This is a genomic window from Mycolicibacter icosiumassiliensis (genome assembly GCF_900078685.2).
Lineage (GTDB): Bacteria > Actinomycetota > Actinomycetes > Mycobacteriales > Mycobacteriaceae > Mycobacterium > Mycobacterium icosiumassiliensis.
The window spans coordinates 2,831,235-2,851,676 of record NZ_LT546166.1 but is presented as its reverse complement, the minus strand read 5'-3'; the positions used below and the strand labels follow the sequence as shown (position 1 = coordinate 2,851,676).

At 68.7% G+C, this 20,442-nt stretch carries 22 protein-coding genes and 1 pseudogene; 8 read left to right on the top strand and 15 right to left on the bottom strand.

Annotation, left to right across the window (positions count from 1 at the left end; translation table 11 throughout):
• Positions 1-17 precede the first annotated feature (17 nt).
• A pseudogene (locus BN4346_RS49070) lies at positions 18-338 on the bottom strand (DUF2784 domain-containing protein); the annotation flags it as partial.
• A 92-nt stretch (positions 339-430) separates the two neighbouring features.
• Between BN4346_RS49070 and BN4346_RS37615 the strand changes: the two are divergent.
• On the top strand, positions 431-961 hold the full coding sequence (locus tag BN4346_RS37615; protein WP_067973539.1) for an RDD family protein: 531 nt from the start codon (positions 431-433) through the stop codon (positions 959-961).
• Between the two features lie 15 nt (positions 962-976).
• On the opposite strand, the gene BN4346_RS37610 is transcribed toward BN4346_RS37615, so the two are convergent.
• The gene (locus tag BN4346_RS37610; protein WP_067973536.1) at positions 977-2,482 is read right to left on the bottom strand and encodes a carboxylesterase/lipase family protein; all 1,506 of its coding nucleotides are present in this window, start codon (positions 2,480-2,482) and stop codon (positions 977-979) included.
• Positions 2,483-2,580: 98 nt separating this feature from the next.
• Here BN4346_RS37610 and BN4346_RS37605 point away from each other — a divergent pair, with 98 nt between their 5' ends.
• Complete coding sequence (locus BN4346_RS37605) at positions 2,581-3,291, top strand: hypothetical protein (protein WP_067973534.1); 711 nt, start codon at positions 2,581-2,583, stop codon at positions 3,289-3,291.
• Between the two features lie 3 nt (positions 3,292-3,294).
• Here BN4346_RS37605 and BN4346_RS37600 read toward each other — a convergent pair whose 3' ends face one another.
• Positions 3,295-3,633: a hypothetical protein gene (locus BN4346_RS37600; protein WP_078058678.1), complete on the bottom strand. Its 339-nt coding sequence runs from the start codon at positions 3,631-3,633 to the stop codon at positions 3,295-3,297.
• Between the two features lie 139 nt (positions 3,634-3,772).
• Here BN4346_RS37600 and BN4346_RS37595 point away from each other — a divergent pair, with 139 nt between their 5' ends.
• Positions 3,773-4,108, top strand: a complete 336-nt coding sequence (locus BN4346_RS37595; RefSeq protein ID WP_024441259.1) for an RNA polymerase-binding protein RbpA — start codon at positions 3,773-3,775, stop codon at positions 4,106-4,108.
• Positions 4,109-4,135: 27 nt separating this feature from the next.
• Here BN4346_RS37595 and BN4346_RS37590 read toward each other — a convergent pair whose 3' ends face one another.
• The 4 genes from BN4346_RS37590 to BN4346_RS37575 form a co-directional block, all read right to left on the bottom strand.
• Positions 4,136-4,888 (bottom strand): polyprenol monophosphomannose synthase, encoded by a 753-nt coding sequence (locus BN4346_RS37590; protein ID WP_208863246.1) that lies wholly within the window; start codon positions 4,886-4,888, stop codon positions 4,136-4,138.
• Entirely contained in the window at positions 4,881-6,599 is a 1,719-nt protein-coding gene (lnt, locus tag BN4346_RS37585; RefSeq protein ID WP_067973527.1) for an apolipoprotein N-acyltransferase, read from the bottom strand. Before lnt ends, BN4346_RS37590 begins: the two co-directional genes overlap by 8 nt.
• Entirely contained in the window at positions 6,592-8,124 is a 1,533-nt protein-coding gene (locus BN4346_RS37580) for an amidohydrolase (protein WP_067973639.1), read from the bottom strand. The genes lnt and BN4346_RS37580 overlap by 8 nt, the downstream gene beginning before the upstream one ends.
• A 115-nt stretch (positions 8,125-8,239) precedes the next feature.
• Positions 8,240-8,728 (bottom strand): FxsA family protein, encoded by a 489-nt coding sequence (locus BN4346_RS37575; RefSeq protein ID WP_235653645.1) that lies wholly within the window; start codon positions 8,726-8,728, stop codon positions 8,240-8,242.
• 78 nt (positions 8,729-8,806) lie between these two features.
• Here BN4346_RS37575 and BN4346_RS37570 point away from each other — a divergent pair, with 78 nt between their 5' ends.
• Positions 8,807-9,508, top strand: coding sequence for a dienelactone hydrolase family protein (locus BN4346_RS37570; protein WP_067973521.1), 702 nt, complete (start codon positions 8,807-8,809; stop codon positions 9,506-9,508).
• Between the two features lie 4 nt (positions 9,509-9,512).
• Here BN4346_RS37570 and ric read toward each other — a convergent pair whose 3' ends face one another.
• The 4 genes from ric to BN4346_RS37550 form a co-directional block, all read right to left on the bottom strand.
• Positions 9,513-10,211: an iron-sulfur cluster repair di-iron protein gene (ric, locus tag BN4346_RS37565; RefSeq protein WP_067973518.1), complete on the bottom strand. Its 699-nt coding sequence runs from the start codon at positions 10,209-10,211 to the stop codon at positions 9,513-9,515.
• A gap of 78 nt (positions 10,212-10,289) precedes the next feature.
• Positions 10,290-10,679: a PPOX class F420-dependent oxidoreductase gene (locus BN4346_RS37560; protein ID WP_067973514.1), complete on the bottom strand. Its 390-nt coding sequence runs from the start codon at positions 10,677-10,679 to the stop codon at positions 10,290-10,292.
• 42 nt (positions 10,680-10,721) lie between these two features.
• Entirely contained in the window at positions 10,722-11,039 is a 318-nt protein-coding gene (locus tag BN4346_RS37555) for a hypothetical protein (RefSeq protein WP_067973511.1), read from the bottom strand.
• A 133-nt stretch (positions 11,040-11,172) separates the two neighbouring features.
• Positions 11,173-11,922, bottom strand: a complete 750-nt coding sequence (locus tag BN4346_RS37550; protein ID WP_067973509.1) for an SDR family NAD(P)-dependent oxidoreductase — start codon at positions 11,920-11,922, stop codon at positions 11,173-11,175.
• A gap of 35 nt (positions 11,923-11,957) precedes the next feature.
• Here BN4346_RS37550 and BN4346_RS37545 point away from each other — a divergent pair, with 35 nt between their 5' ends.
• Positions 11,958-12,371, top strand: a complete 414-nt coding sequence (locus BN4346_RS37545) for a F420-dependent biliverdin reductase (protein WP_046284039.1) — start codon at positions 11,958-11,960, stop codon at positions 12,369-12,371.
• Here BN4346_RS37545 and BN4346_RS37540 read toward each other — a convergent pair.
• On the bottom strand, positions 12,368-13,492 hold the full coding sequence (locus BN4346_RS37540; RefSeq protein ID WP_067973508.1) for a M24 family metallopeptidase: 1,125 nt from the start codon (positions 13,490-13,492) through the stop codon (positions 12,368-12,370). The two genes, BN4346_RS37545 and BN4346_RS37540, sit on opposite strands and share 4 nt — an antisense overlap.
• Positions 13,493-13,591: 99 nt before the next feature.
• Here BN4346_RS37540 and BN4346_RS37535 point away from each other — a divergent pair, with 99 nt between their 5' ends.
• Genes BN4346_RS37535 through BN4346_RS37525 form a run of 3 tightly spaced genes read left to right on the top strand, consistent with a single transcriptional unit; the run spans position 13,592 to position 15,920 of the window.
• Entirely contained in the window at positions 13,592-14,026 is a 435-nt protein-coding gene (locus BN4346_RS37535; RefSeq protein WP_067973507.1) for a MarR family winged helix-turn-helix transcriptional regulator, read from the top strand.
• A 19-nt stretch (positions 14,027-14,045) separates the two neighbouring features.
• A complete protein-coding gene (locus tag BN4346_RS37530) occupies positions 14,046-14,906 on the top strand; it encodes an LLM class F420-dependent oxidoreductase (RefSeq protein WP_067973504.1) in 861 nt (286 codons plus the stop codon).
• Positions 14,907-14,957: 51 nt separating this feature from the next.
• A complete protein-coding gene (locus BN4346_RS37525; RefSeq protein WP_067973502.1) occupies positions 14,958-15,920 on the top strand; it encodes a 5'-3' exonuclease in 963 nt (320 codons plus the stop codon).
• A gap of 3 nt (positions 15,921-15,923) precedes the next feature.
• Here the strand turns inward: BN4346_RS37525 and BN4346_RS37520 are convergent, their stop codons facing one another.
• The 3 genes from BN4346_RS37520 to tatC form a co-directional block, all read right to left on the bottom strand.
• Positions 15,924-16,640 (bottom strand): DUF4333 domain-containing protein, encoded by a 717-nt coding sequence (locus tag BN4346_RS37520; RefSeq protein WP_067973499.1) that lies wholly within the window; start codon positions 16,638-16,640, stop codon positions 15,924-15,926.
• Between the two features lie 73 nt (positions 16,641-16,713).
• Positions 16,714-19,506, bottom strand: coding sequence for a DEAD/DEAH box helicase (locus BN4346_RS37515; RefSeq protein ID WP_067973496.1), 2,793 nt, complete (start codon positions 19,504-19,506; stop codon positions 16,714-16,716).
• Positions 19,499-20,407 (bottom strand): twin-arginine translocase subunit TatC, encoded by a 909-nt coding sequence (gene tatC / locus BN4346_RS37510; RefSeq protein WP_067973494.1) that lies wholly within the window; start codon positions 20,405-20,407, stop codon positions 19,499-19,501. Before tatC ends, BN4346_RS37515 begins: the two co-directional genes overlap by 8 nt.
• Positions 20,408-20,442 lie beyond the last annotated feature (35 nt).

Sequence of the window (20,442 nt, the reverse complement as noted above, 5' to 3'; positions counted from 1 at the left end):
CCACACAGCGCCCAGGAGCCCAGGACCGCCACCAGCACCCCGGCCTCGACTGCGGTGGTCCAAGCGGGCGGGTACAGCACGCCGGCCAGATAGTGGGCGATGAATCCGTCCGGCGGCAGCGCGGCCATTCCGGCGGCGGCGCGCGCCCGGCGCTCCAGCCAGGTCAGCGGGCAGTCCAGACGCGCTGGGTCGGAGACGATCAGCACCGCCCAGAATGTCGCCGCGCCATGCAGCCAGAGGGTGCGTGGCCACCGCACAGCGAGAAAGCCGCCGACCACGACGTAGCCGACGAACGCAAGGTGCGATGCGACGATGAGCGCTACCGCGATCTGGTACATCAGTGCGCCGTTTCGCCCTCCGCAGAAACCGCTTCCGCCCCTGATCGTCACGGTACATTGGCGAACATCCAACGTGGTCAGGAGCGAATCTGATGACAACCGGCAATTTCGGCCCGAACGGACCTGGATATGGCCCCGGATACGGTCAGCCCGGCGGCTATCCGCCGCCGCAGGGCTGGGGGCCGCAGCCCGGATGGGGACAGCAACCGGGTGGGCTGGGCCGGCGCTTTTGGGCCCGCGTCATCGACGGCGTGCTGATCGGCATCGTGGCGTTCTTCCTGTCGGTGTTCTTGTTCTCCGACGATTACCCGTTCCTGGTGACCGGCCTGTTCTCCGGAGTGCTGACCTTCGGCTACTTCGTGCTGTTCGAGGTGACCCAGGGGGCCACCCCGGGCAAGCGGCTATTGGGCCTGTCGGTGCACGGGCCGGACGGAGTGTCGAAGCCGACGGCGTCGCAGTCGGCGATCCGTAATTCGTTCACCTTGCTGGCCGTGGTGCCCTACCTCGGTGCGCTGCTGGCCTTCGTGGCCTACGTCGTGATCGCCGTGACGATCAGCGGCAGCCCCACCAAGCAGGGCAAGCACGACGAGCTGGCCGGCGGCACCCGGGTGACCCGGGCCTGATTCCCTCGCCGGAAGTCAGTGCGCTAGCGAAAAGCCCTGCCAGGCCTTGCGTCGCTCGGAGGCCGGGTCGTACTCCAGCCGGGTCTTGCTGTCGAACACCATGACGGCGCGCTCGTCGGCGGTGTAGGCCGGCCAGTTGTCACCCGGTACCCCCGCGCGGCTGAACGCGCCCCAACGGCGCTGCACCTGCTTGCTGACCTGCAACGCCGTCCGGCGGTCCGCGCCGGCGGTGAGCAGCCGGCCGAATCCGCCGGTGCGGTACACATCGAAGACCGCGAACAATTCGGTGGCATGTGTGGCACCCATGCCCGCCCAACGCAGCATCCGCGGCGCGTAGTCGTAGCGGTAGACGTAGGTGGGCGCGTGGGCCCCATGGGCTTCGGCGATCTGCCACACCGCGGCGTTGAAGGCGAAATCACCGCCCAGCCGGATGCAGGCCGCCCGATTCGGGTAATCCGGATAGGCCGCGACAATCCGGTCGCGCACACCGGGGCCCGCGTTGGCCAGCACTTCCTCGACCATCGACTCCGTCGTCGGCAACATCTTCAAGAAGCGGGTGAACAGGCGGCCCTCCTCGCCGTTGCTGCCCACAATCAGCGGAACCCGGTGGGCGCATCCCTGCCGCATCGCCTCAACCGGGTCCACCGGCAGCACGTCGTCGCCGCAGACCGGGCCGATGGGGAACGCGCCCAGCATGTCCCGGTTGCCGTCGGCGATCAATCGGTCCTGGGCGGTCAGCAGCTCCGACGGCGTCGACGCGCTGCGCGTGACGCCGTCGGACGGGCGCACCCCGAGCAGTGCGGCGAATCGCTCGGCGAAGGCGGCAGCAATGTCGGTGTTACGCACCAAACCCGCGGCCGGGCTTTCGGCGATCGCCCGGGCGAATAGGCCTTGTGCTGCGGGAACCGCCAACAGGGTGGCCACCGCGTGGGCGCCTGCGCTTTCCCCGAAGATGGTGACGTTGTCGGGGTTGCCGCCGAATGTCGCGATGTTCTCCTGAACCCAGCGCAGGGCGAGTACCAGGTCGCGCAGGTACAGGTTGCTGTCCAGGGTGACTTCGGAAGTCGACAGCGAGGACAGATCCAGACACCCCAGCGCGCCCAGTCGGTAGTTGACCGACACATACACACAGCCGCGTCGGGCCAGCGCCGCGCCGTCATAGATGGGGGTGGCCGAACTGCCCATGATGTAGCCGCCGCCGTGGATGAACACCATGACCGGCAGCGGGCCCTCATCGGTGTGCTCCGGGGCCACCACGTTGAGCGTCAAGCAGTCTTCGCTGGTCGGCTGGAACCGGCCGGGGCCCAGGACGGTGTAGAACCGCTCCTGCGGCGCGCAATTGGTGTATCCGTGGCAATGCCGCACCCCCGACCATGGCTCCGCCGGCTGGGGCGCCCGAAACCGCAGCGGACCGACCGGCGGGCGGGCATAGGGAATGGACCGCCATCTGCGCACCCCGTCACGGACGAAACCCTCCACAACACCGGTGGCGATGCGGGCCTGCACAGGGTGGTTATGCATGAGCCGAACGGTAGCGAATCACCCGGCGGTTAGCGAGGCTCGACGCAGGAGAGCCGAAGCTGGACCGCCGCTTGAGCAGGGCCGGTTAGCCTAACGGCATGCGTGTCACCGGGCTGATCGCCGTACTGCTGTTGGTCGCCGGCTGTTCTGGCGCCAAGGTCGAAGCGCCGGAGCCGACTTCGACCGGTCCGTCTGGGTCGGCCACGTCCAGCACAGCAGCGCCGTCGGTGACGTCAACCTCGGCGAAGCCGCCGGGCCCGTTGGCTCCCCCTGCTGCGGGCGCGGCGATCGCCGACGTCATCGCCTGGATAGAAGCCGGCAAGCCCGTCGACGCCGCCGAATACCACAAGGCCACCCGCGATGGTGAGGTCACCGACCTCATCGACGATGTCGCCTTCACGGTGGAGGCCGCACCCCGCCGGCCCACCACCTGCATCAGCGATTCCGCTTCCCCCGACAGCGCCCTGGCCTGTGTGGTGGACCTGGTGAATCCGCCCGCGCAGCCCGCCGACATCTATGGCGAATGGAAGGGCGGCTGGGTCGACTTCGGCGGTAACACGCTGCGGGTGGGTTCTGCGCACGGCGATCCGGGCCGATTTGTGCACGGCGACGGAGCGCAGCTGCCGGACGGGTCCACCCTGTCCTTCGGCGACTACCGCTGCCGAGCCGATCGAGTGGGGCTGATCTGCGTCAACTACGCCCATCGGTCGGCTGTGCTGCTGCGCCCGGAGGGCATCGGAACGTTCGGCTGTCTGCACCCGGTGCCGCCGCCGGCCGACGCCGGCGAGCTGTTCAGCTGCGCCAGCTGAAGATCAGCGCCAGCGGTCGGCCGAGTCGACAGCCTGCAGCAACGTGTCGCACAGTTTCCGCAGCTCATCGTGGGGAGCGTCTTCGGACAAGGCGATCGCGATGTCCTCGGCCGCGCATCGCACCTGATAGACCCGGTCGGACAGGGCAGTCGCCTCGTCAGCGGAGAGCACCACGGAATCGGGCGTCAGCGCGGTCGTCTTCCCGCTGCTGATCAGGGCGCGCTGCTCGTAGGCGCGTTGCCGGCAGGACTGCCGGCAGTATTGCCGCCGCCGACCGATCCCCGCGTCACCCACGTCGCGACCGCACCATCGACACGGCTGGGGGCGGGGACTGCGAGGCACGTCTGCACACCTTAGTCCGAGGACCGCGACGTTCCCGGTATCATGAGAGGTCGCGCCGTATGCGCCGGGAACTTCAGAGGGTTCGCTCGCGTTGACAATCGCGAGGCATTTTCACCAATAGGCATAAGGAGAGTGGGTCATGGCTGATCGTGTTCTGCGGGGCAGTCGGCTGGGAGCCGTGAGCTACGAGACCGACCGCAACCACGACCTGGCGCCGCGCCGGATGGCGCGCTACCGCACCGACAACGGTGAAGAGTTCGAGGTGCCCTTCGCCGATGACGCGGAGCTCCCCGGTACCTGGATGTGCCGCAACGGCCTGGAGGGCACCCTGCTCGAGGGCGACCTGCCCGAGCCGAAGAAGGTCAAGCCGCCGCGCACTCACTGGGACATGCTGCTGGAGCGCCGCTCGGTCGAAGAGCTCGAAGAGCTGCTCAAGGAGCGCCTGGAGCTGATCAAGACGAAGCGGCGCGGCTAAGCAGCCTGCGCTGGGCCCCGCGGCGGACTAGCCGCGGGCGCCCCGCAGCCGGTTCACCCGGCCGCCGATCCCCCACCGCGCGACCTTGACCATCGCTTCGCGGATGTTCGAGCCGCTCATCTTCGATACACCCAGTTCACGTTCGGTGAACGTGATCGGCACCTCGGTGATGGTGAAGCCGCTGTTGACGGCCCGCCAGGTGAGGTCGACCTGGAAGCAATACCCCTTCGAGTCGACGGCGTCCAGGCCGATCTTCTCCAGCACTCCGCGCCGGTAGGCCCGGTAACCGGCGGTGATGTCGTGGATCCCGACGCCGAGCAGCAGGCGCGCATAGGTGTTGGCGGTCTTGGACAGCACCAGCCGGCGCACCGGCCAGTTTCGCACCGTCCCACCGTCGACGTAGCGCGAGCCGATCGCCAGGTCGGCGCCCGCGTCGATGGCGTCCAGCAGCCGGTAGAGCTGTTCGGGGGCGTGGCTGCCGTCGGCGTCCATCTCCACGATCACCTCGTAGTTGCGGTCCAGACCCCAGGCGAAACCGGCCAGGTAGGCCGCGCCCAGCCCGGCCTTGGCGGTCCGGTGCATCACGTGAATGCGCGCCGGATCGGCAGCCGCCCGTTCGTCGGCCAGTTTGCCGGTACCGTCCGGGCTGCCGTCGTCGACGACGAGGACGTGTACGTCGGGGCGGGCTTGCTGGAGCCGATCCAGGATGATCGGCAGGTTCTCCAACTCGTTGTAGGTGGGGATGACCACCAGAGTGTGCAGGCTGGGACGCTCACTCATCGGCGCCGTTCCTCCCGTTCTCCGCATCGGCGCCGGTGCGGCCCCGCTTGAAATGACGTCGCGTAATCCGACCGCGCATGAAGTTTCTATTTTGCCGTATGGCGGTCAGCAGGGACGCAACGGCCGTTCCGAGCAACACCCACTGCAGTACGGGCGCCCACCGCGTCGCCGGCGTCAGCGTGGTCTTGAGCCGCACGTGACTGTCGAGGTAGGCGGGCTCGAAGAAGGCGGTACGGGCCATTTCACGGCCGTCGGGGGCGATCACCGCGCTGATTCCGGTGGTTCCGGCGACGACGACGTAGCGGTCGTGCTCGACAGCGCGCACCTTGGCGAACGCCAGCTGCTGGTCGCTCATCGTCTCGTCGAAGGTGGCGTTGTTGGTCGGTACCGCCAGCACCTGCGCGCCGGACAGCACCGACTGGCGCGGCGCGCGATCGAAGATCACTTCCCAGCAGGTGGTCACCCCGACCGGGACGCCAGCGACATGCACCACCCCGTTGCCGTGGCCGGGAACGAAATACCCGGCCCGGTCGGCGTAGCCGGACAGGTGACGGAAGAAGTCGCGCCACGGCAGATACTCACCGAAGGGCTGCACGATCCGCTTGTCGTGGCTCTCCCCCGGCCCGGTGCGCGGATCCCACACCAGCACCGAATTCGACGCGACCGGATTGTCCCGGCTCCAGCCGGGCGCGGCACGTACCGTACCCACCAGGATCGGGGCGTCGACCGCTTGGGCGGCGACGGTGATCTGCTGCGCGGCATCGATGTTCGTCAACGGGTCAATGTCCGAGGCGTTCTCCGGCCAGACGACGAACAGTGGTTGCGGGGCGCGTCCGGCCGCGACATCCTCTGCCAATCGCAGGGTTTCGCGGACGTGATAGTCCAGCACCTCGCGGCGCTGGGCGTTGAAGTCGAGCCCGAGCCGCGGGACGTTGCCCTGGACGGCGGCCACCGTGATCGACGGTTCGTCGCCGGCGCCCACACCGGAGCGGCGCACCCCCGGCCACACCACCACGGCGGTCAGCATCACCAGACAGATGCACAACCCGGGCATCAGCACGGCCGGCGGGCGGTCGGTGGAACCGGGTTCGGGTGGATTCCGCAACCACCGCACGATCTCGATCGCCAGAGCGGCGCCGGCGGAACCGATCAGCACCACGCCGGTCGACAGCAACGGCACCCCGCCGAGCGCGACCAGGGGCAGCAACGGTCCCGCGGTCTGGCCGTAACCCACCGCCCCCCAAGGGAATCCGCCGAACGGGAAGACCGACTTCGCCCACTCCTGGGCCGCCCACAGCAGCGCGAACCAGATCGGCCAGCCGGACTGGGACCGCACTACCACCGCCGCCGATCCGAACAGGGCGGGAAACAGCGCACACATCAGCGCCAGGATCAGCCAGGGCACCGCGCCGACCAGCCCGCCGACCCACGGCAACAGCGGCAGGTAGAACGCCAGGCCGCACAGCAAGCCGTATCCGAAACCGCCGGCAACGGTGGTCTCGCGGCGAACGAGCACCCAGCTCAGCAGTGCGAAGCCCACAATCGCGGCCCACCACCAGTTCAGCGGGGGGAAGCTGGAACGCAACAGCATGCCCGCAGCCACCGAGGCGGCCAGCTGCGCCCAGCGATCTGCCGCGGCTATGCCCCACCTCTCCAGTCGGTTCGGCCCGGCCGGGGTTTCAACTGCCGGTTCGTCGGTGGGCTCAACCATGCAGGACCACACCACGGTGCACAGCGCGACGGCATTGGGGGCTGGCGCCGGGCTCGAGTACCGGCAGCGCGGGAACCCGTGCGCGCGGATCGGTTGACCACCGTTGGACGGTGTCGCGAGGCGCTTCGACGGCCAGCGTGCTGGTTTCCCAGACCGCGTAGGACGCGGGTGCGCCCGCCACCAGGGTCCCGGTGAGGCCGTCGTTGATTCCGGCGGCCCGCCAGCCACCGCGCGTCGACGCGGCGAAAGCCGCCCGCATCGATACCGCGCTGCCCGGGGTGCGATGGTGCGCGGCGGCACGCACGGCAGCCCACGGATCCAATGTGGTCACCGGGCTGTCAGAACCGAACGCGAGGGGCACGCCTTGGGATGCTAACAGCGCGAACGGGTTCAGCCCGGCGGCTCGCTCGGCGCCCAGGCGCTGGGCGTACATACCGTTCTCGCCGCCCCACAGTGCGTCGAAAGCCGGCTGCATGCTGGCGATCACGCCCCAGGAGCCCAGCTTGGCGGCCTGTTCGGCGCTGACCATCTCCAGGTGCTCCAGCCGGTGCCCGCGGCGGGCCACCGCGGGCACGCCGAATTTCTCCACCACCCGTTCCAGCGCCGACACCACCGCGGTGACCGCGGCGTCGCCGATCACGTGGAATCCGGCGGTCACCTCGGCCTCGGTGCAGGCCCACAGGTGGGCGGTGACCGCGTCGATGTCCAGGTGGCACACCCCGGTACCGCCAGTTGTGTCGGCGTACGGCTCGTGAAGCCAGGCGGTGTGCGAGCCCAACGCCCCATCGACGAACAGGTCGCCGCCGAGCCCGCGCGCGCCGGTCTCGGCGATCAACTCGCGGGCCCGGGCGGCGCTGGTGACCGCTTCGCCCCAGTAGCCGACGACCTCGACGCCGTGGCCGCCGTCGCCCAGTGCCCGCAGTTCGCGCCAGTCGTCGAGGCCGCCGATATCCGGGCCGGCGCATTCATGTACCGCGACGATCCCGGCCGCGGCGGCGGCATCCAGCGCAGCCACCCGGGCCTCGGCGCGCTGCGCGGCGGTGAGCAGGGTGCCGGCCACCGCCCGAACCCGGTGGTGGGCATCACCGGACAACGGGACGGCGGTGTCGATCCCGGCCGGCGATTCCGGCACCAGGTTGCGCAACGCGGTCGAGGCCAGCGCGGAGTGGACGTCGGCCCGCGACAGGTAGGCGGGCCGATCCCCCACCACGGCGTCGATGGCCGCGGTGTCCGGGGCACGGCCCTCGGGCCAGCCGGATTCGTCCCAACCATGTCCGCGGATCGGCTCGCCGGGATGGGCCGCGGCGTAGTCGGCGATCAGTTGCAGGCAGTGCCGCGCCGAGGTCGCCGGCCGAAGGTCCAGCCCGATGCGGCACAGCCCGGTCTCGGTGACGTGGACATGGCTGTCCACGAAAGCCGGTGTCACCAACGCGCCGTCGAGTTCGATCACCTCGGCCTGCGGAAACTGCTCACGGCCGACGTCGTCGCTGCCCAGCCAGGCCACCACGCCGTCCCGGACCGCCATCGCGGTGGCGTCGGGATGACTGGGACTGTGGATTCGCCCGCCGAGCAGTAAGGAGGCCGGCCTGCCGGTCACAACGGTCACGACGTAGAAAGTACGGGTTGTTACGGGCCGCGGGTCAGCCGACCGGAAGGGTGCGCTGCCCGGCCTCGGTCACGTCGACGAATTCGGCGTCGATGAAGTCGGCTCGGCTCCCGGGCGTGCGCCGGGTGGTGTACCACTGCCGGCCGACCGTGGCCGCAGCCACCAGCGGGGTATGCCGGCCCAGCGCGGTGGCAGCCATCGCCGCCAGCAGCGGGCGGGCGGCGGCGCGGGTCGGGGGCGCCAACAGCAGCAGACCCACCAGCGAGGTCACCGGGCCCGGAACCAGCACCAGCACGCTGCCGGCCGTGACCAACCCGCTGTCGGCGAGAACCCCCGGGTCGGCGGGCTTGCGCAGGCGGCGGATCTGGTGCTTGATCTGCCCGCTCGCCAGCACCAGTCCGGCCAGGAAGATGCCCAGCAGCAGCAACGTCGTCCAGCCAAACCCGATCGCCCAGACCAACCCGGCAACCGCCGCCAACTCGACCAAGGCGTAGAGACCGAAGATCCGCAGCACACCGCTCACCATGCCATCTCAACGTTCGAGCCAGTGATGTGGTTCCAGCCTGTCGCCGCGACATGCCGGGACGGCAATACTGATGCGATGACGACGATCCAACTCGATGCGCCCGCCGGCCCCATCGATGCGCTCCTGGACGCTCCGGCCGGGCCCGGGCCGTGGCCCGGTGTGGTGGTAATCCACGACGCGATCGGCTACGGCCGGGACATGAAGGCCATCTCCGAACGGGTCGCGGGCGCGGGCTACCTCGCACTGTCGCCGAACCTGTACTCCCGGGGCGGCCGGGCGCGCTGCATCACCAGGGTGTTCCGTGAGCTGCTCACCCAGCGCGGCCGCGCCCTCGATGACATCCTGGCCGCCCGCGATCATCTGCTGGGTATGCCCGAGTGCTCGGGCGCGGTCGGTATCGCCGGTTTCTGCATGGGAGGCCAGTTCGCATTGATCTTGGCGCCCAAGGGATTCGGAGCCGCCGCACCGTTCTACGGTGTGCCGCTTCCCCGCCACCTCGAGCAGACCCTCGACGGGGCCTGCCCCATCGTGGCCAGCTTCGGGGGCCGCGACCCGTATGGTATCGGCGCACCCAACCGGTTACGTCGGGTGGTGGAGGAAAACGGCATCCCGCACGACATCAAGGTGTATCCCGGAGCCGGCCACAGCTTCGCCAACGAGTTGCCGGCCCAGCCGCTGATTCGCATCGCCGGCTTCGGCTACAACGCGGCCGCCACCGCCGATGCCTGGGAGCGGGTGTTCGGCTTCTTCGGCGAGCACCTACGCCCCAAAGCTTGACCGCTCAGGCCGGACCTCCGGCCGCCGCTAGCACCCGCGGGAACAGCACGTTGTTCTCTTTGTGCACGTGCAGGTGGATGTCGGATTCCAGGTCCGCCAGGCCGGCCAGCATCGCGGTGTAGCTGGCGCAGGCGTCCGCAGGGACGGTGTAGCCGTCGGTGAGCTCACGCAGTTCGGCCAGCAGATGACCGGCATTGTCGTGCTCGCGCTGGTTCTCCGCGAGTTCGGTGCGCACCTCGTCGGGCAGCGGGCGGTCTGAGCGCCCCGCGTGCAGGCTGATCTCGGGGAACAGCAGCGTCTCCTCGGTGCGCAGGTGTGGCTCCATGCCGCCGCGGAGCTGATGGAACACCTCGCGGACCCGGAGCAGTTCGCCGTGGTTGGGGCCGTGCACGCGCGCCACTTTGTCCACCAACTCGGCCAACCTCGGGAACTCGTCCCACAGAAACCGGTGGTGGGTGCTGACAATGTGGGCGATCAGCGAGGTGTCGTCGTACTCGGCCCAATCGGCTGGCTGGCCGGGGGCGGTGGCGTTGAGTGCGGCCAGCACCTCGTCAGCGTCGACCCCGTCGGCGGCACACGCCGCGCCCAGGGAGCGCTGACCGTGGCAGCAGAAATCGATTCCGAATCGGCTGAGGATGCGGGTGGTCGACGGGTCGGCGGTGACGATGTCACCCAGGATCTGATCGGAAGTGACGGTGGCCATCTGGCTCCTCGCGGTCGGGCTTCCGATCTACCTTTGCTCATTTCAATGAGCAAAGTCCATTATATGTGAGGTAGTCGATCACGCGGGTCCGGCCGGAGTCAACGCCAATCCCACGTTGGTGCGCATGCCGCCCCGCAGCTTGCTGAAGAAGTTGAACACCGGGCCGATGAGCTTGTAGCGCTTGCCGATCGCCGCATAGACGGCGCCGTTGTGCGACTTGTCCAAGACCGTGGCGACGGCCTCGATCGCCTCGCCCTTGGGCCGTCCCCGCACATCGCAGACCGCCAAGGTCACCCGGGGGGTGTTGCGGATGCGCTTGACCTTCCAGGACGACTCCTGGGTGATCACCAACAGTCGGTCACCGTCGGCCGCGGCCCACACTGGGGTCGGCTTGGGTCGGCCATCTTTGGTGAACGTGGTCAGCAGCAAATAGTCGGACTTGGCGATCTGGGCGAAAGTCGGGGCCATGACCGCGAACCTACCCGCCCGGCGCCCTGCAGCAGCGAACGGCTACAGCGGTGGGTGGCTCGCGATGGGATGCAAGTCGGCGAGCTTAGGCAGCTCGGCCTTAGGCTGCTCGGCATCCATGAAGGCGGCCACGGCATCAACGGTGATCAGTCCGTAGCGGACCAGCAGATCAACCGCGTTCAAACCGAAGTGCCTGGCAACCCGGATGAGATTGTCGGCGGTGATCAAACGCCCCTCGTGGGCTGCCTTGTAATAGGCGGACTTCCGATAGCCGAAGGCCTCGTATACCTCCGTCGCCGGGAGCGGCCTACCGACCAGGTAGGGCAGCACGACCGACGGATCCTTTTTACGATCGTCCATGGTTTTAGACTCTAGTCCTGTCAGGCGAGAAGAGGTCGGAAAACTCTCCGGATACTTCCACAAACTGGGAAATATCACGTTCCGTGCATGATACGTAACGCCCAGGAGCGGCCTCGCGCGGGGCTCCGCTTTGTTAACGCGGCATCCGGCGCCAGACAGCCTGCGGCAGCAATCTGAGTGTGGCGAACAGTGGGCGCAGTGCCCACGGCACCCACACCGTGCCGCGACCCTTGCGCAGTGCCCTGGCCGCGGCGCGCGCCACCTGCGGCGGAGTGCTCGCCAGTGGTGCGGGATCCATGCCGGTGGTCATCCGGCCGACGACGAAACCGGGTCGCACGATCAGCAGGCGCACACCCGTGCCGTGCAGTGCGTCGGCAAGCCCGCTGGCGAAGCCTTCGAGGCCGGCTTTAGCCGAGCCGTAGACGTAGTTGGCCCGTCGTACCCGCACCCCCGCCACCGAGGAGAACACCACCAGGCGGCCGCTGTCGGCGATGCGCATAGCCGCGGCCAGGTGGGTAAGCAAACTGATCTGGGCAACGTAGTCGGTGTGCACGACGGCCGCCGCATGCGCCGCATCCGACTCCGCGCGGGCCTGATCACCCAGGACCCCAAATGCCAATACGGCGGTACCGATCGGGCCGTGCTCGGCGATCAGTGCCGCCACCAGCGGGCCGTGGGTGGACAGGTCATCGGCATCGAACTCGTTCGTGTGTACCGCCACCGCGCCCGCGTGGCGCACCGCGGCGACTTCGGCGGCAAGCCGATCGGCCGAGCGTGCCGCCAGCACCACCGTCGCCCCGGGCGCGAGCTGCTGCGCCAGTTCGAGGCCGATCTCACTGCGTCCGCCGAAAATCACCACTGGCCCGTCAACCGTGTCGTTCACGGCTGAGATTATCGCCTGCGCTAGCGTGGGCGGTGATGGCGAACGCGACGACTCGACTGACCAGTGACGCGTTGGCGTTTCTCACCGAACGCCACCTGGCGATGCTGACCACCTTGCGGGCCGACAATTCGCCGCACGTGGTCGCGGTTGGGTTCACCTTTGATCCGAAAACCCACATCGCCCGCGTGATTACCACCGGCGGTTCGCAAAAGGCGGTCAACGCCGAACGGGCCGGGGTCGCCGTGCTGAGCCAAGTGGACGGGGCGCGCTGGCTCTCGCTGGAAGGCAGTGCCACCGTCAACGACGCCCCCGCGGCGGTTCGTGACGCCGAACTGCGATACGCCCAGCGCTACCGCACACCTCGGGTGAATCCGCAGCGTGTGGTGATCGAAGTGCAGGTGGAGCGGGTGCTCGGCTCCGCAGACCTGCTCGATCGCGGTAACCGCTAAACCGGTACCACCACCAGCTCGTGCGGCTGGTCGTTCAATGACTCCACCCCGTCGGCGGTGACCAGCACGATGTCTTCGATGCGGGCGCCCCACTGGCCGGGAAAGTAGATGCCGGGTTCCACCGAGAACGCCATCCCCGCCCGGAGCTCCTCGTCATTACCGGCAACGATGTAGGGCTCCTCGTGCACCGACAGCCCGATGCCGTGCCCGGTGCGGTGCACGAAGTATTCCGCCAAACCGGCCTCGGCCAGCACCTCACGAGCCGCGGCGTCGACCTGCTGGGCCGTGACCCCCGGGCGAACGCTGGCGACCGCGGCACGCTGCGCCTCCTGTAGCACCGAATAATGTTGGGCTACTTCGGGATTGGGCTCCCCTAGGCTGTACGTCCTGGTCGAGTCGGAATTGTATCCGGGCTCGACCGGACCGCCGATGTCGACGACCACGATGTCACCGGCTTGCAGCACCCGCTCGGAGCATTCATGGTGCGGGTCGGCGCCATTCGGGCCCGAGCCCACGATGATGAAGGCCACCTCCGAATGCCCTTCGGCCACGATCGCTTCGGCGATGTCGGCGGCGACGTCGGCTTCGGTGCGGCCCGGCACCAAGAACTCCGGCACCCGGGCGTGTACCCGGTCGATCGCCGCGCCGGCCTTGCGCAGGGCATCGATCTCACTGGGGTCCTTGATCATTCGCAGATCGCGTAGGACCCCCGTCGCCAACACGGGCGTCGTGCCGAGCACGTCGACCAGCGGCAACAGGTGCAGAGCCGGCATCGAGTCGGTGACGGCGACCGCAGACGATGCTCCCCCCAGCGCCTCGCCCACCATGCGATAGGGATCCTCGCCGTCGACCCAGTCCCGCACCGCCACACCCAGGTCGGCCACCGCCGATTCGCGCAGCGCCGCCAGCTCGAGACGCGGCACCACCATGGTGGGCGTACCCGAGGCCGGCAACACCAGGGCGGTGAGCCGCTCGAAGGTCTGGGCCCGCGACCCGATCAGGTAGCGCAGGTCGTAGCCGGGGGTGATCACCAAGCCGGCCAGGCCGGCATTCGCGGCGGCAGTGGCCGCGGCGGTCAGTCGGTGGGCGTAGACACTGCTGTCGAAACGTTGGGCAGACATGCCGACCAGGCTAGTGCGCTCCGTTTCGCCGATCGGTGCTCCGTGGCCGATGCCCCGCCGAAGATATCCAGTTACAACTGTTCAGTGTAGACTGTCGATATGGCGGCCTGTGACGAATCATCGGTGCGGGCGGCACGAGATCTGCGCGTGCTCTTCAGCAGGCTGCGCAGGCGACTGCGGGAGTTTGCGGCGGCCGACGACCTCACGCCGCCGCAAACTGCGGTCCTGCTCAGGCTGGTCAAGGACGGGCCCGCATCCGTCAGTCAGCTCGCAGGGGCCGAACGGGTTCGGCCCCAGTCCATGGCCGCCACCGTGGCCGGGCTCGATCGTCATGGGCTGATCGACCGCCGGCCCGATCCCGACGACGGCCGCCGGCAGCTGATCGAGTTGACCGCAGTGGGCCGTCACCGCGCCGAGAACGACCGCAGGGCGCGCGACGAATGGCTGGTACGAGCGATGCAGGACCGCTACAGCGAGCGGGAGCGGCAGATGATCAACGAAGCTCTGACGCTGCTCAACCGACTCAACGACTGACGAAAAGCGAGGAACCACAATGAACCTGGGTATCCACTTCATCGACTTCCTGCCCGGGGCCCCGGACCGGCTCGGCCCGACACTGGCGGCCACTGCCCAGGCCGCCGAACGGATTGGTGCCGAAATGTTCACCCTGGCCGACCACTTCTTCCAGATGGAAAATGTGGGCTGTGCGGAAGACCCGTTCTTGGAGGGCTACACCTCATTGGGCTACTTGGCCGGACTCACCGACCGGATCGCGCTGACCATGTTGGTCACCGGTGTCACCTACCGGCACCCAGGCGTACTGGCGAAAACCGTGGCCACACTGGATGTCCTCGCCGGCGGCAGGACAATGCTGGGATTGGGTGCCGCGTGGTACCAACGCGAACATCACGCCCTGGGCATCCCCTACCCGCCGTTGCGGATCCGTTTTGAGATGCTGGAGGAGACACTGCAGATCTGTCAGCAGATGTGGAGCGCCAACGACGGCCCCTATCGGGGCCAGCACTACCGGCTCGCCGAGACAATCTGTCATCCGCAGCCGATCCACCGTCCCCCGGTCCTGATCGGTGGTTCGGGCGAGAAGAAGACGCTGCGTTTGGTGGCCCAATATGCGGACGTCTGGAACACCACAGCGTCGATCGAGGAATTGCCGCACAAATTGGATGTGCTGCGCCAGCACTGCGACGCGGTCAATCGCGATTTCGATGAAATCCGGCTCACCGCGGGACTATTCACCGACCCCTTCGCCGACGTCGACAGCTACCTGCGCACGCTGGACCGTTACGCCGAACTCGGCTTCGACCTGATCAGCACCGGGCCGATCCCCGGCAACCCCGACCCGGTGGGCTGGGTCGAGCGACTCGGCGACGAAGTGCTGCCCCGATTGGCGGCATGACCGGGCGCCCGCCGGCGGAGCCAGACATCCGCACGCTTTAGCCTGGCAACCATGCCCGCTCCCGTGTTGCTGCTCGACGGCGCCAGTATGTGGTTCCGCTCCTACTTCGGGGTGCCGTCCTCGATCACCGCACCCGACGGCCGGCCGGTGAACGCGGTGCGCGGCTTCTTCGACTCGGTGGCCACCCTGATCACCCGCCAGTGCCCCGGACGGCTGGTGGTCTGTCTGGATCTGGACTGGCGGCCGCAGTGGCGGGTGGACCTCATCCCGTCCTACAAGGCCCACCGGGTGGCCGAAGCAGGGGCCGAGCCGATCGCGGGCACAGCTGTCGAAGAGGTGCCCGACGAGCTGAGCCCGCAGGTCGAGATGATTGCCGAGCTGCTCGATGCGTTCGGCATCACCACGGGTGGAGCGCCCGACTTCGAAGCCGATGACGTGCTGGGCACCTTGGCGGCGGCCGAACAGCGTGACCCGGTGATCGTCGTCAGCGGTGATCGCGACCTGCTGCAGGTGGTTACCGATCAGCCGGTCCCGGTGTCGGTGCTCTACCTAGGCCAAGGTCTGGCCAAAGCGACGCTGTTCGGCCCCGATGAGGTGGCGCAGCGTTACAGCCTGCCGCCGGAGCGGGCCGGGGCTGCCTACGCCGAAATGGCGCTGCTGCGCGGCGACCCCTCCGATGGGTTGCCCGGGGTGGCCGGCATCGGTGAGAAGACGGCAGCCGACCTACTGACCCAGTACGGCTCGCTGGCGGCGGTGCTGGCTGCCGCCGCTGACCCGGGATCGCCTCTGGCCAAGGGGGTTCGGGCCAAACTGCAGGCCGGGCAGGACTACATCGAGGCCGCCGGTCCGGTGGTGCGGGTAGCCACCGACGCGCCGGTCACGCTGTCGACACCGTCGGATGTGCTGCCCCGCACCGCCGCCGACACCGCCCGAGTCGCCGAACTGGCACAGCGGTACGGCGTGGAGTCCTCGATCGCTCGCCTGCAGCGGGCACTCGACACGCTGCCGGACTGAGGCCTACTTGGGCCGGCCGACCTCGTAGGTGCCCGAGTTGTCCTGGAACGTGACCGTCACCTGACGCTTGGTCCCATCGATGCTGACCTCGCAGTTGAAGGTGTCGCCCTGCTTGACCACCGGGCTCTGCCCGTTGTTGCAGCGGACGTCCTTGACGTTCTTGGCGCCGTAGCCGTTGGTCTGGTCGGCCAGGATCTGCTGCACGCCTTCCTGGGCCTTATCGATGTCGAGCTTGGTGGTCACGAAGAAACCGGGCTTCCAGAAGCCCAACACCAGCAGCACCAGCACGGCGATGCCGACACACCCGGCGAGCACCGAGCCGACCAGCCCGGACGGGCGCTTGGTGGCGGTGCCCGGTGCGGGGTACTGACCCGGCTGCTGCGGGTACTGACCGTACTGGCCCGGCTGGCCGTATTGCCCCGGCTGACCGTACTGGCCGGGCTGACCATACGGCGACGGCTGGCCGTACTGGCCAGGCTGGCCGTACGCAGACGGCTGACCGTACTGCTCGGGCTGCGGGTAGCCGGGATATTGCTGCGGCGCCGACGGGTACGCGCCCTGCTGGGGGTATTGGGGGTACTGCTGTGGCGTGTAGGCCGGAGGCTGCCACTGCTGCTCAGCGCCGGTCGCGGGACCCTGTCCGGCGCCCTGGTCCTCGGGCTGCCCGGGCTGCTGAGGCTGCCACGGCTGCGTCGGGTCGTATCCCTGCGGTCCGCTCATCGTTGTTCCTCAAGTCCTCTCACGTAGCGGGTGCTGATCACCGCCGGCTCTCCACCGTAGCGCCCGGACCAGCCTACCCGGCGTCAACCGCAACGACCCCACGCAAAACCGTGTCGATCGCCTGTTTTGCGGTGGCCCGCAACTCCGGACTGGGTGCCGCATTCCGCAGCTGATCCAGCAGGTCGAGCACTTGCCGGCACCAGCGCACGAAATCACCCGCCGACAGCGGCGTACCCCCGCCGGCCGCGTCGCTGGCGGCCAGTGCCGAAGCCAGATCGCCGCTGCGGGCCCACCGGTAGACCGCGGCGACGAACCCGTCGTCGGGTTCGCGGGTCGGGTTGATGCCATGGCGGCGCTCGTCGGCCCGCAATGCCGCCGAGTGCTTGCGGGTCTGGTGCAGCGCCCGGCGCACGGCTTCGGTGGGCGCCTGCAGGGTCGGCGGTCCGCCGGGGCCGTCAGCGCCGCGGGTTTCATAGAGCACCGCCGAGACCACCGCAGCCAGTTCCGGGGGCTTGAGGCCCTGCCACGCCCCGGTGCGAAGACACTCGGCAACCAAAAGGTCGCTCTCGCTGTAGATTCGGGCCAGCATCCGGCCGTCGTCGGTGACCGTGGGGTCGCCTTCGCCAGGGCTGCCTTCGATAAACCCGCGTTCGGACAGCAGGCCCACGATCCGGTCGAAGGTGCGCGCCAGCGAATTGGTGGCCGCCTCGACCTTCCTGCGCAACTGCGCGGTGTCGGCCTCCACTCGCAGATAGCGCTCGGCGACACGCACCTGGGCTTCGCGATCCGGCGCGTCGTGAACGGGGTGGTCGCGCATGCGCTGGCGCAGGGCCGCCAGCTCCGGATCCGCCGGCGCGTCAGCTGCGTCGCCGCGGCGTTTGCGCGAGCTGGGTACATCGAGCCCGGCGGCCGCGGATCGCAGTGCCGAGGCCAGGTCGCGGCGGACCCGCGGCTGGCGGTGCTCCACTCGTTTGGGCAGGCTCATAGTGCCGATCGGCGGGACCGCGCCCGAATAGTCGGCCGAGGAGATGCGGCCGGCCCAGCGATGCTCGGTGAGCACCAGCGGCCTCGGTTCATCGGCATCCCGATCGGCCTGCAACACCACCGCCAAACCACCGCGACGGCCGTGACTGAGGTTGATGATGTCGCCGCGACGCAGCTCCGCCAGCGCATCACTGGCGGCCCGGCGCCGCTGCACGCGCGAGGCCCGCGCCTGGGCGCGTTCGCGTTCGGAGATCTTCGCCCGCAGCCGGGCGTAGTCGAGCACTGCCGAGTCGCGCCCGCCGAACTCGGCGGCGATCTCATCCAGGGAGCGCTCGCCGCGCTCGGCGCTGCGCACCAGGCCGACGACCGACCGGTCGGCCTGGAACTGGGCGAACGACTGCTCCAGCAGCTGGTGGGCCTGCTCGGGTCCCATGTGCTGAACCAGGTTGATGGTCATGTTGTACGACGGCGCGAACGAGCTGCGCAGCGGGAAGGTACGGGTGGATGCCAGCCCGGCGACCTGGTCGGGATCGGCGGTGCTCTCCCCGGGGTGCCACAGCACCACCGCATGGCCTTCGACGTCGATGCCACGCCGGCCGGCCCGGCCGGTCAGCTGGGTGTACTCCCCCGGCGTCAGCGCGGCGTGCTGCTCACCGTTGAACTTCACCAGCCGTTCGAGCACCACCGTGCGGGCCGGCATGTTGATGCCCAACGCCAGGGTTTCGGTGGCGAACACGGCCTTGACCAAACCCGCGGCGAACAACTCTTCGACGGTGTGCCGGAACACCGGCAACAGCCCGGCGTGGTGGCCGGCCAGGCCGCGCAGCAGCCCCTCGCGCCATTCGTAGTAACCCAGCACGTCCAGGTCGTCATCGGCCAGATCACCGCAGCGATGGTCGATCACCTCGGCGATGCGGGCCCGCTCGGATTCGGTGGTCAGCCGCAGCGGGGAGCGCAGGCACTGCTTAACCGCGGCGTCGCAGCCGGCCCGGGAGAACACGAAGGTGATCGCCGGCAGCAGACCCGCGGAGTTCAGCACCGCGATCACGTCCGGGCGCATCGGCGGCCGGTAGGTCGGCCGATCGGGTCGGCCCGAGCCGCCGTGCCGTTGGCGACGGGAGCTGCCCCAGTCGGTGAGCCGGTCGGCTTCCCGGCGGTGGGCGATGTGGCGCAACAATTCGGGGTCCACACGGGGCCGGCCCCCCGCGGCGCGGGCATCGGAGTCCGGCCGGGCCCCGAACAGATCGAAGAGCCGCTTGCCGACCATCATGTGCTGCCACAACGGCACGGGGCGGTGTTCGTCGACCACGACGGAGGTGTCGCCGCGGACCGTCTGAATCCAGCCGCCGAATTCCTCGGCGTTGCTGACCGTCGCCGAGAGGCTGACCAGCCGCACCTCCTCGGGCAGGTGCAGAATGACCTCTTCCCACACCGCACCGCGCATCCGGTCTGCCAGGAAGTGCACTTCGTCCATGACTACGTGGGAAAGACCTTGCAGTGCAGGAGAATTCGCATACAGCATGTTGCGCAGCACTTCGGTGGTCATCACCACCACCGGCGCATTCGCGTTGATCGACAGGTCACCGGTTAACAGCCCCACCCGGTCCTTGCCGTACCGGGCCACCAGGTCGGTGTGCTTCTGGTTGCTCAGCGCCTTGATCGGGGTGGTGTAGAAGCACTTTCCGCCGCCGGCCAGGGCCAGGTGGACCGCGAACTCGCCGACGACGGTCTTACCGGCGCCGGTGGGGGCGCACACCAGCACTCCCCGACCGTCCTGCAGGGCCTCGCAGGCCCGACGCTGAAAGCCGTCGAGTCCGAAGGGCAGTTCCGCGGTGAACCGGCTCAGCTCGGTCTGTCCGGGCGTCTCCGGCGGACTACTCATGCGGCGCGGTGACGGGTGTGGGCGCTTGGATGGGCGAGGCCTGGTCGTCGGCAAGCGCGGTGGCCGCCTCCCGCTTGGCCTTGCGCTTGTCGTGCAGCCGGGCGATCTGGATGGCGAACTCCTGCAACAGGGTCAGCGTGCTACCCAGCACGATCATCGAGAACGGGTCCGAGCCCGGGGTGAAGAATGCGGCGAACACGAACATCGCGAAGATCAGTCCGCGCCGCCACTCCTTGAGCCGGGCATAACTGATCACGCCGACCATGTTGAGCATCACGATCAGCAGCGGGAACTCGAAGCTGATCCCGAAAACCACCAGCAGGTTCAGCAGGAACCCGAAATACCGGTCGCCGGACAGTGCGGTCACCTGGACGTCGCTGCCGACGGTCAGCAGAAAGCCGAGCGCCTTGGCCAGCACCAGGTAGGCCAGGATGGCGCCGGTGACGAACAGCACGGCCGCCGAGACGACGAACACCACCGCGAAGCGCCGCTCTTTGCGGTAGAGGCCGGGAGTGATGAACGCCCACAGGTGGTAGAACCAGACCGGGCAGGCCAGCACGATTCCGGCGGCTAAGCCCACTTTGAGTCGCAGCATGAACTGGTCGAACGGCGCGGTGGCCAGCAGCCGGCACTGCCCGTCGGGCGCGATCGACGCGCGCGCTGAGGCCGGCAGCTCGCAGTAGGGGTGCCGCAGCCATTCGCCGAGGCTTTCCAGCCCGAACAGCGGTTGGGTGTACCAGATGAAGCCGACGATCGTGGTGAGCACGATCGCGGCCATCGAGATCAGCAGCCGGGTACGTAGCTCCCGCAGGTGGTCGACGAGCGACATCGTCCCGTCGGGATTGGTGCGGCTACGCCGCTGACGGGGGTCGAGCCGCCGCAGAACTCCGAGCGTGCGCACAGTCGAATGGGGCGCGGTCGCCGCGACGGCGGACC

Excerpts from the sequence above, each read along its gene's own strand:
- BN4346_RS37530 (WP_067973504.1), top strand. The coding sequence starts at position 14,046 with ATGAACCTGGGTATCCACTTCATCGACTTCCTGCCCGGGGCCCCGGAC.
- lnt (WP_067973527.1), bottom strand. The coding sequence starts at position 6,599 with ATGGTTGAGCCCACCGACGAACCGGCAGTTGAAACCCCGGCCGGGCCG.
- BN4346_RS37540 (WP_067973508.1), bottom strand. The coding sequence starts at position 13,492 with ATGTCTGCCCAACGTTTCGACAGCAGTGTCTACGCCCACCGACTGACC.
- ric (WP_067973518.1), bottom strand. The coding sequence starts at position 10,211 with ATGGCCACCGTCACTTCCGATCAGATCCTGGGTGACATCGTCACCGCC.
- BN4346_RS37560 (WP_067973514.1), bottom strand. The coding sequence starts at position 10,679 with ATGGCCCCGACTTTCGCCCAGATCGCCAAGTCCGACTATTTGCTGCTG.
- BN4346_RS37525 (WP_067973502.1), top strand. The coding sequence starts at position 14,958 with ATGCCCGCTCCCGTGTTGCTGCTCGACGGCGCCAGTATGTGGTTCCGC.
- BN4346_RS37535 (WP_067973507.1), top strand. The coding sequence starts at position 13,592 with ATGGCGGCCTGTGACGAATCATCGGTGCGGGCGGCACGAGATCTGCGC.
- BN4346_RS37595 (WP_024441259.1), top strand. The coding sequence starts at position 3,773 with ATGGCTGATCGTGTTCTGCGGGGCAGTCGGCTGGGAGCCGTGAGCTAC.
- BN4346_RS37555 (WP_067973511.1), bottom strand. The coding sequence starts at position 11,039 with ATGGACGATCGTAAAAAGGATCCGTCGGTCGTGCTGCCCTACCTGGTC.
- BN4346_RS37570 (WP_067973521.1), top strand. The coding sequence starts at position 8,807 with ATGACGACGATCCAACTCGATGCGCCCGCCGGCCCCATCGATGCGCTC.
- BN4346_RS37580 (WP_067973639.1), bottom strand. The coding sequence starts at position 8,124 with ATGGCGGTCCGGGACGGCGTGGTGGCCTGGCTGGGCAGCGACGACGTC.
- BN4346_RS37615 (WP_067973539.1), top strand. The coding sequence starts at position 431 with ATGACAACCGGCAATTTCGGCCCGAACGGACCTGGATATGGCCCCGGA.
- BN4346_RS37545 (WP_046284039.1), top strand. The coding sequence starts at position 11,958 with ATGGCGAACGCGACGACTCGACTGACCAGTGACGCGTTGGCGTTTCTC.
- BN4346_RS37520 (WP_067973499.1), bottom strand. The coding sequence starts at position 16,640 with ATGAGCGGACCGCAGGGATACGACCCGACGCAGCCGTGGCAGCCTCAG.
- BN4346_RS37515 (WP_067973496.1), bottom strand. The coding sequence starts at position 19,506 with ATGAGTAGTCCGCCGGAGACGCCCGGACAGACCGAGCTGAGCCGGTTC.
- BN4346_RS37610 (WP_067973536.1), bottom strand. The coding sequence starts at position 2,482 with ATGCATAACCACCCTGTGCAGGCCCGCATCGCCACCGGTGTTGTGGAG.
- BN4346_RS37605 (WP_067973534.1), top strand. The coding sequence starts at position 2,581 with ATGCGTGTCACCGGGCTGATCGCCGTACTGCTGTTGGTCGCCGGCTGT.
- BN4346_RS37590 (WP_208863246.1), bottom strand. The coding sequence starts at position 4,888 with ATGAGTGAGCGTCCCAGCCTGCACACTCTGGTGGTCATCCCCACCTAC.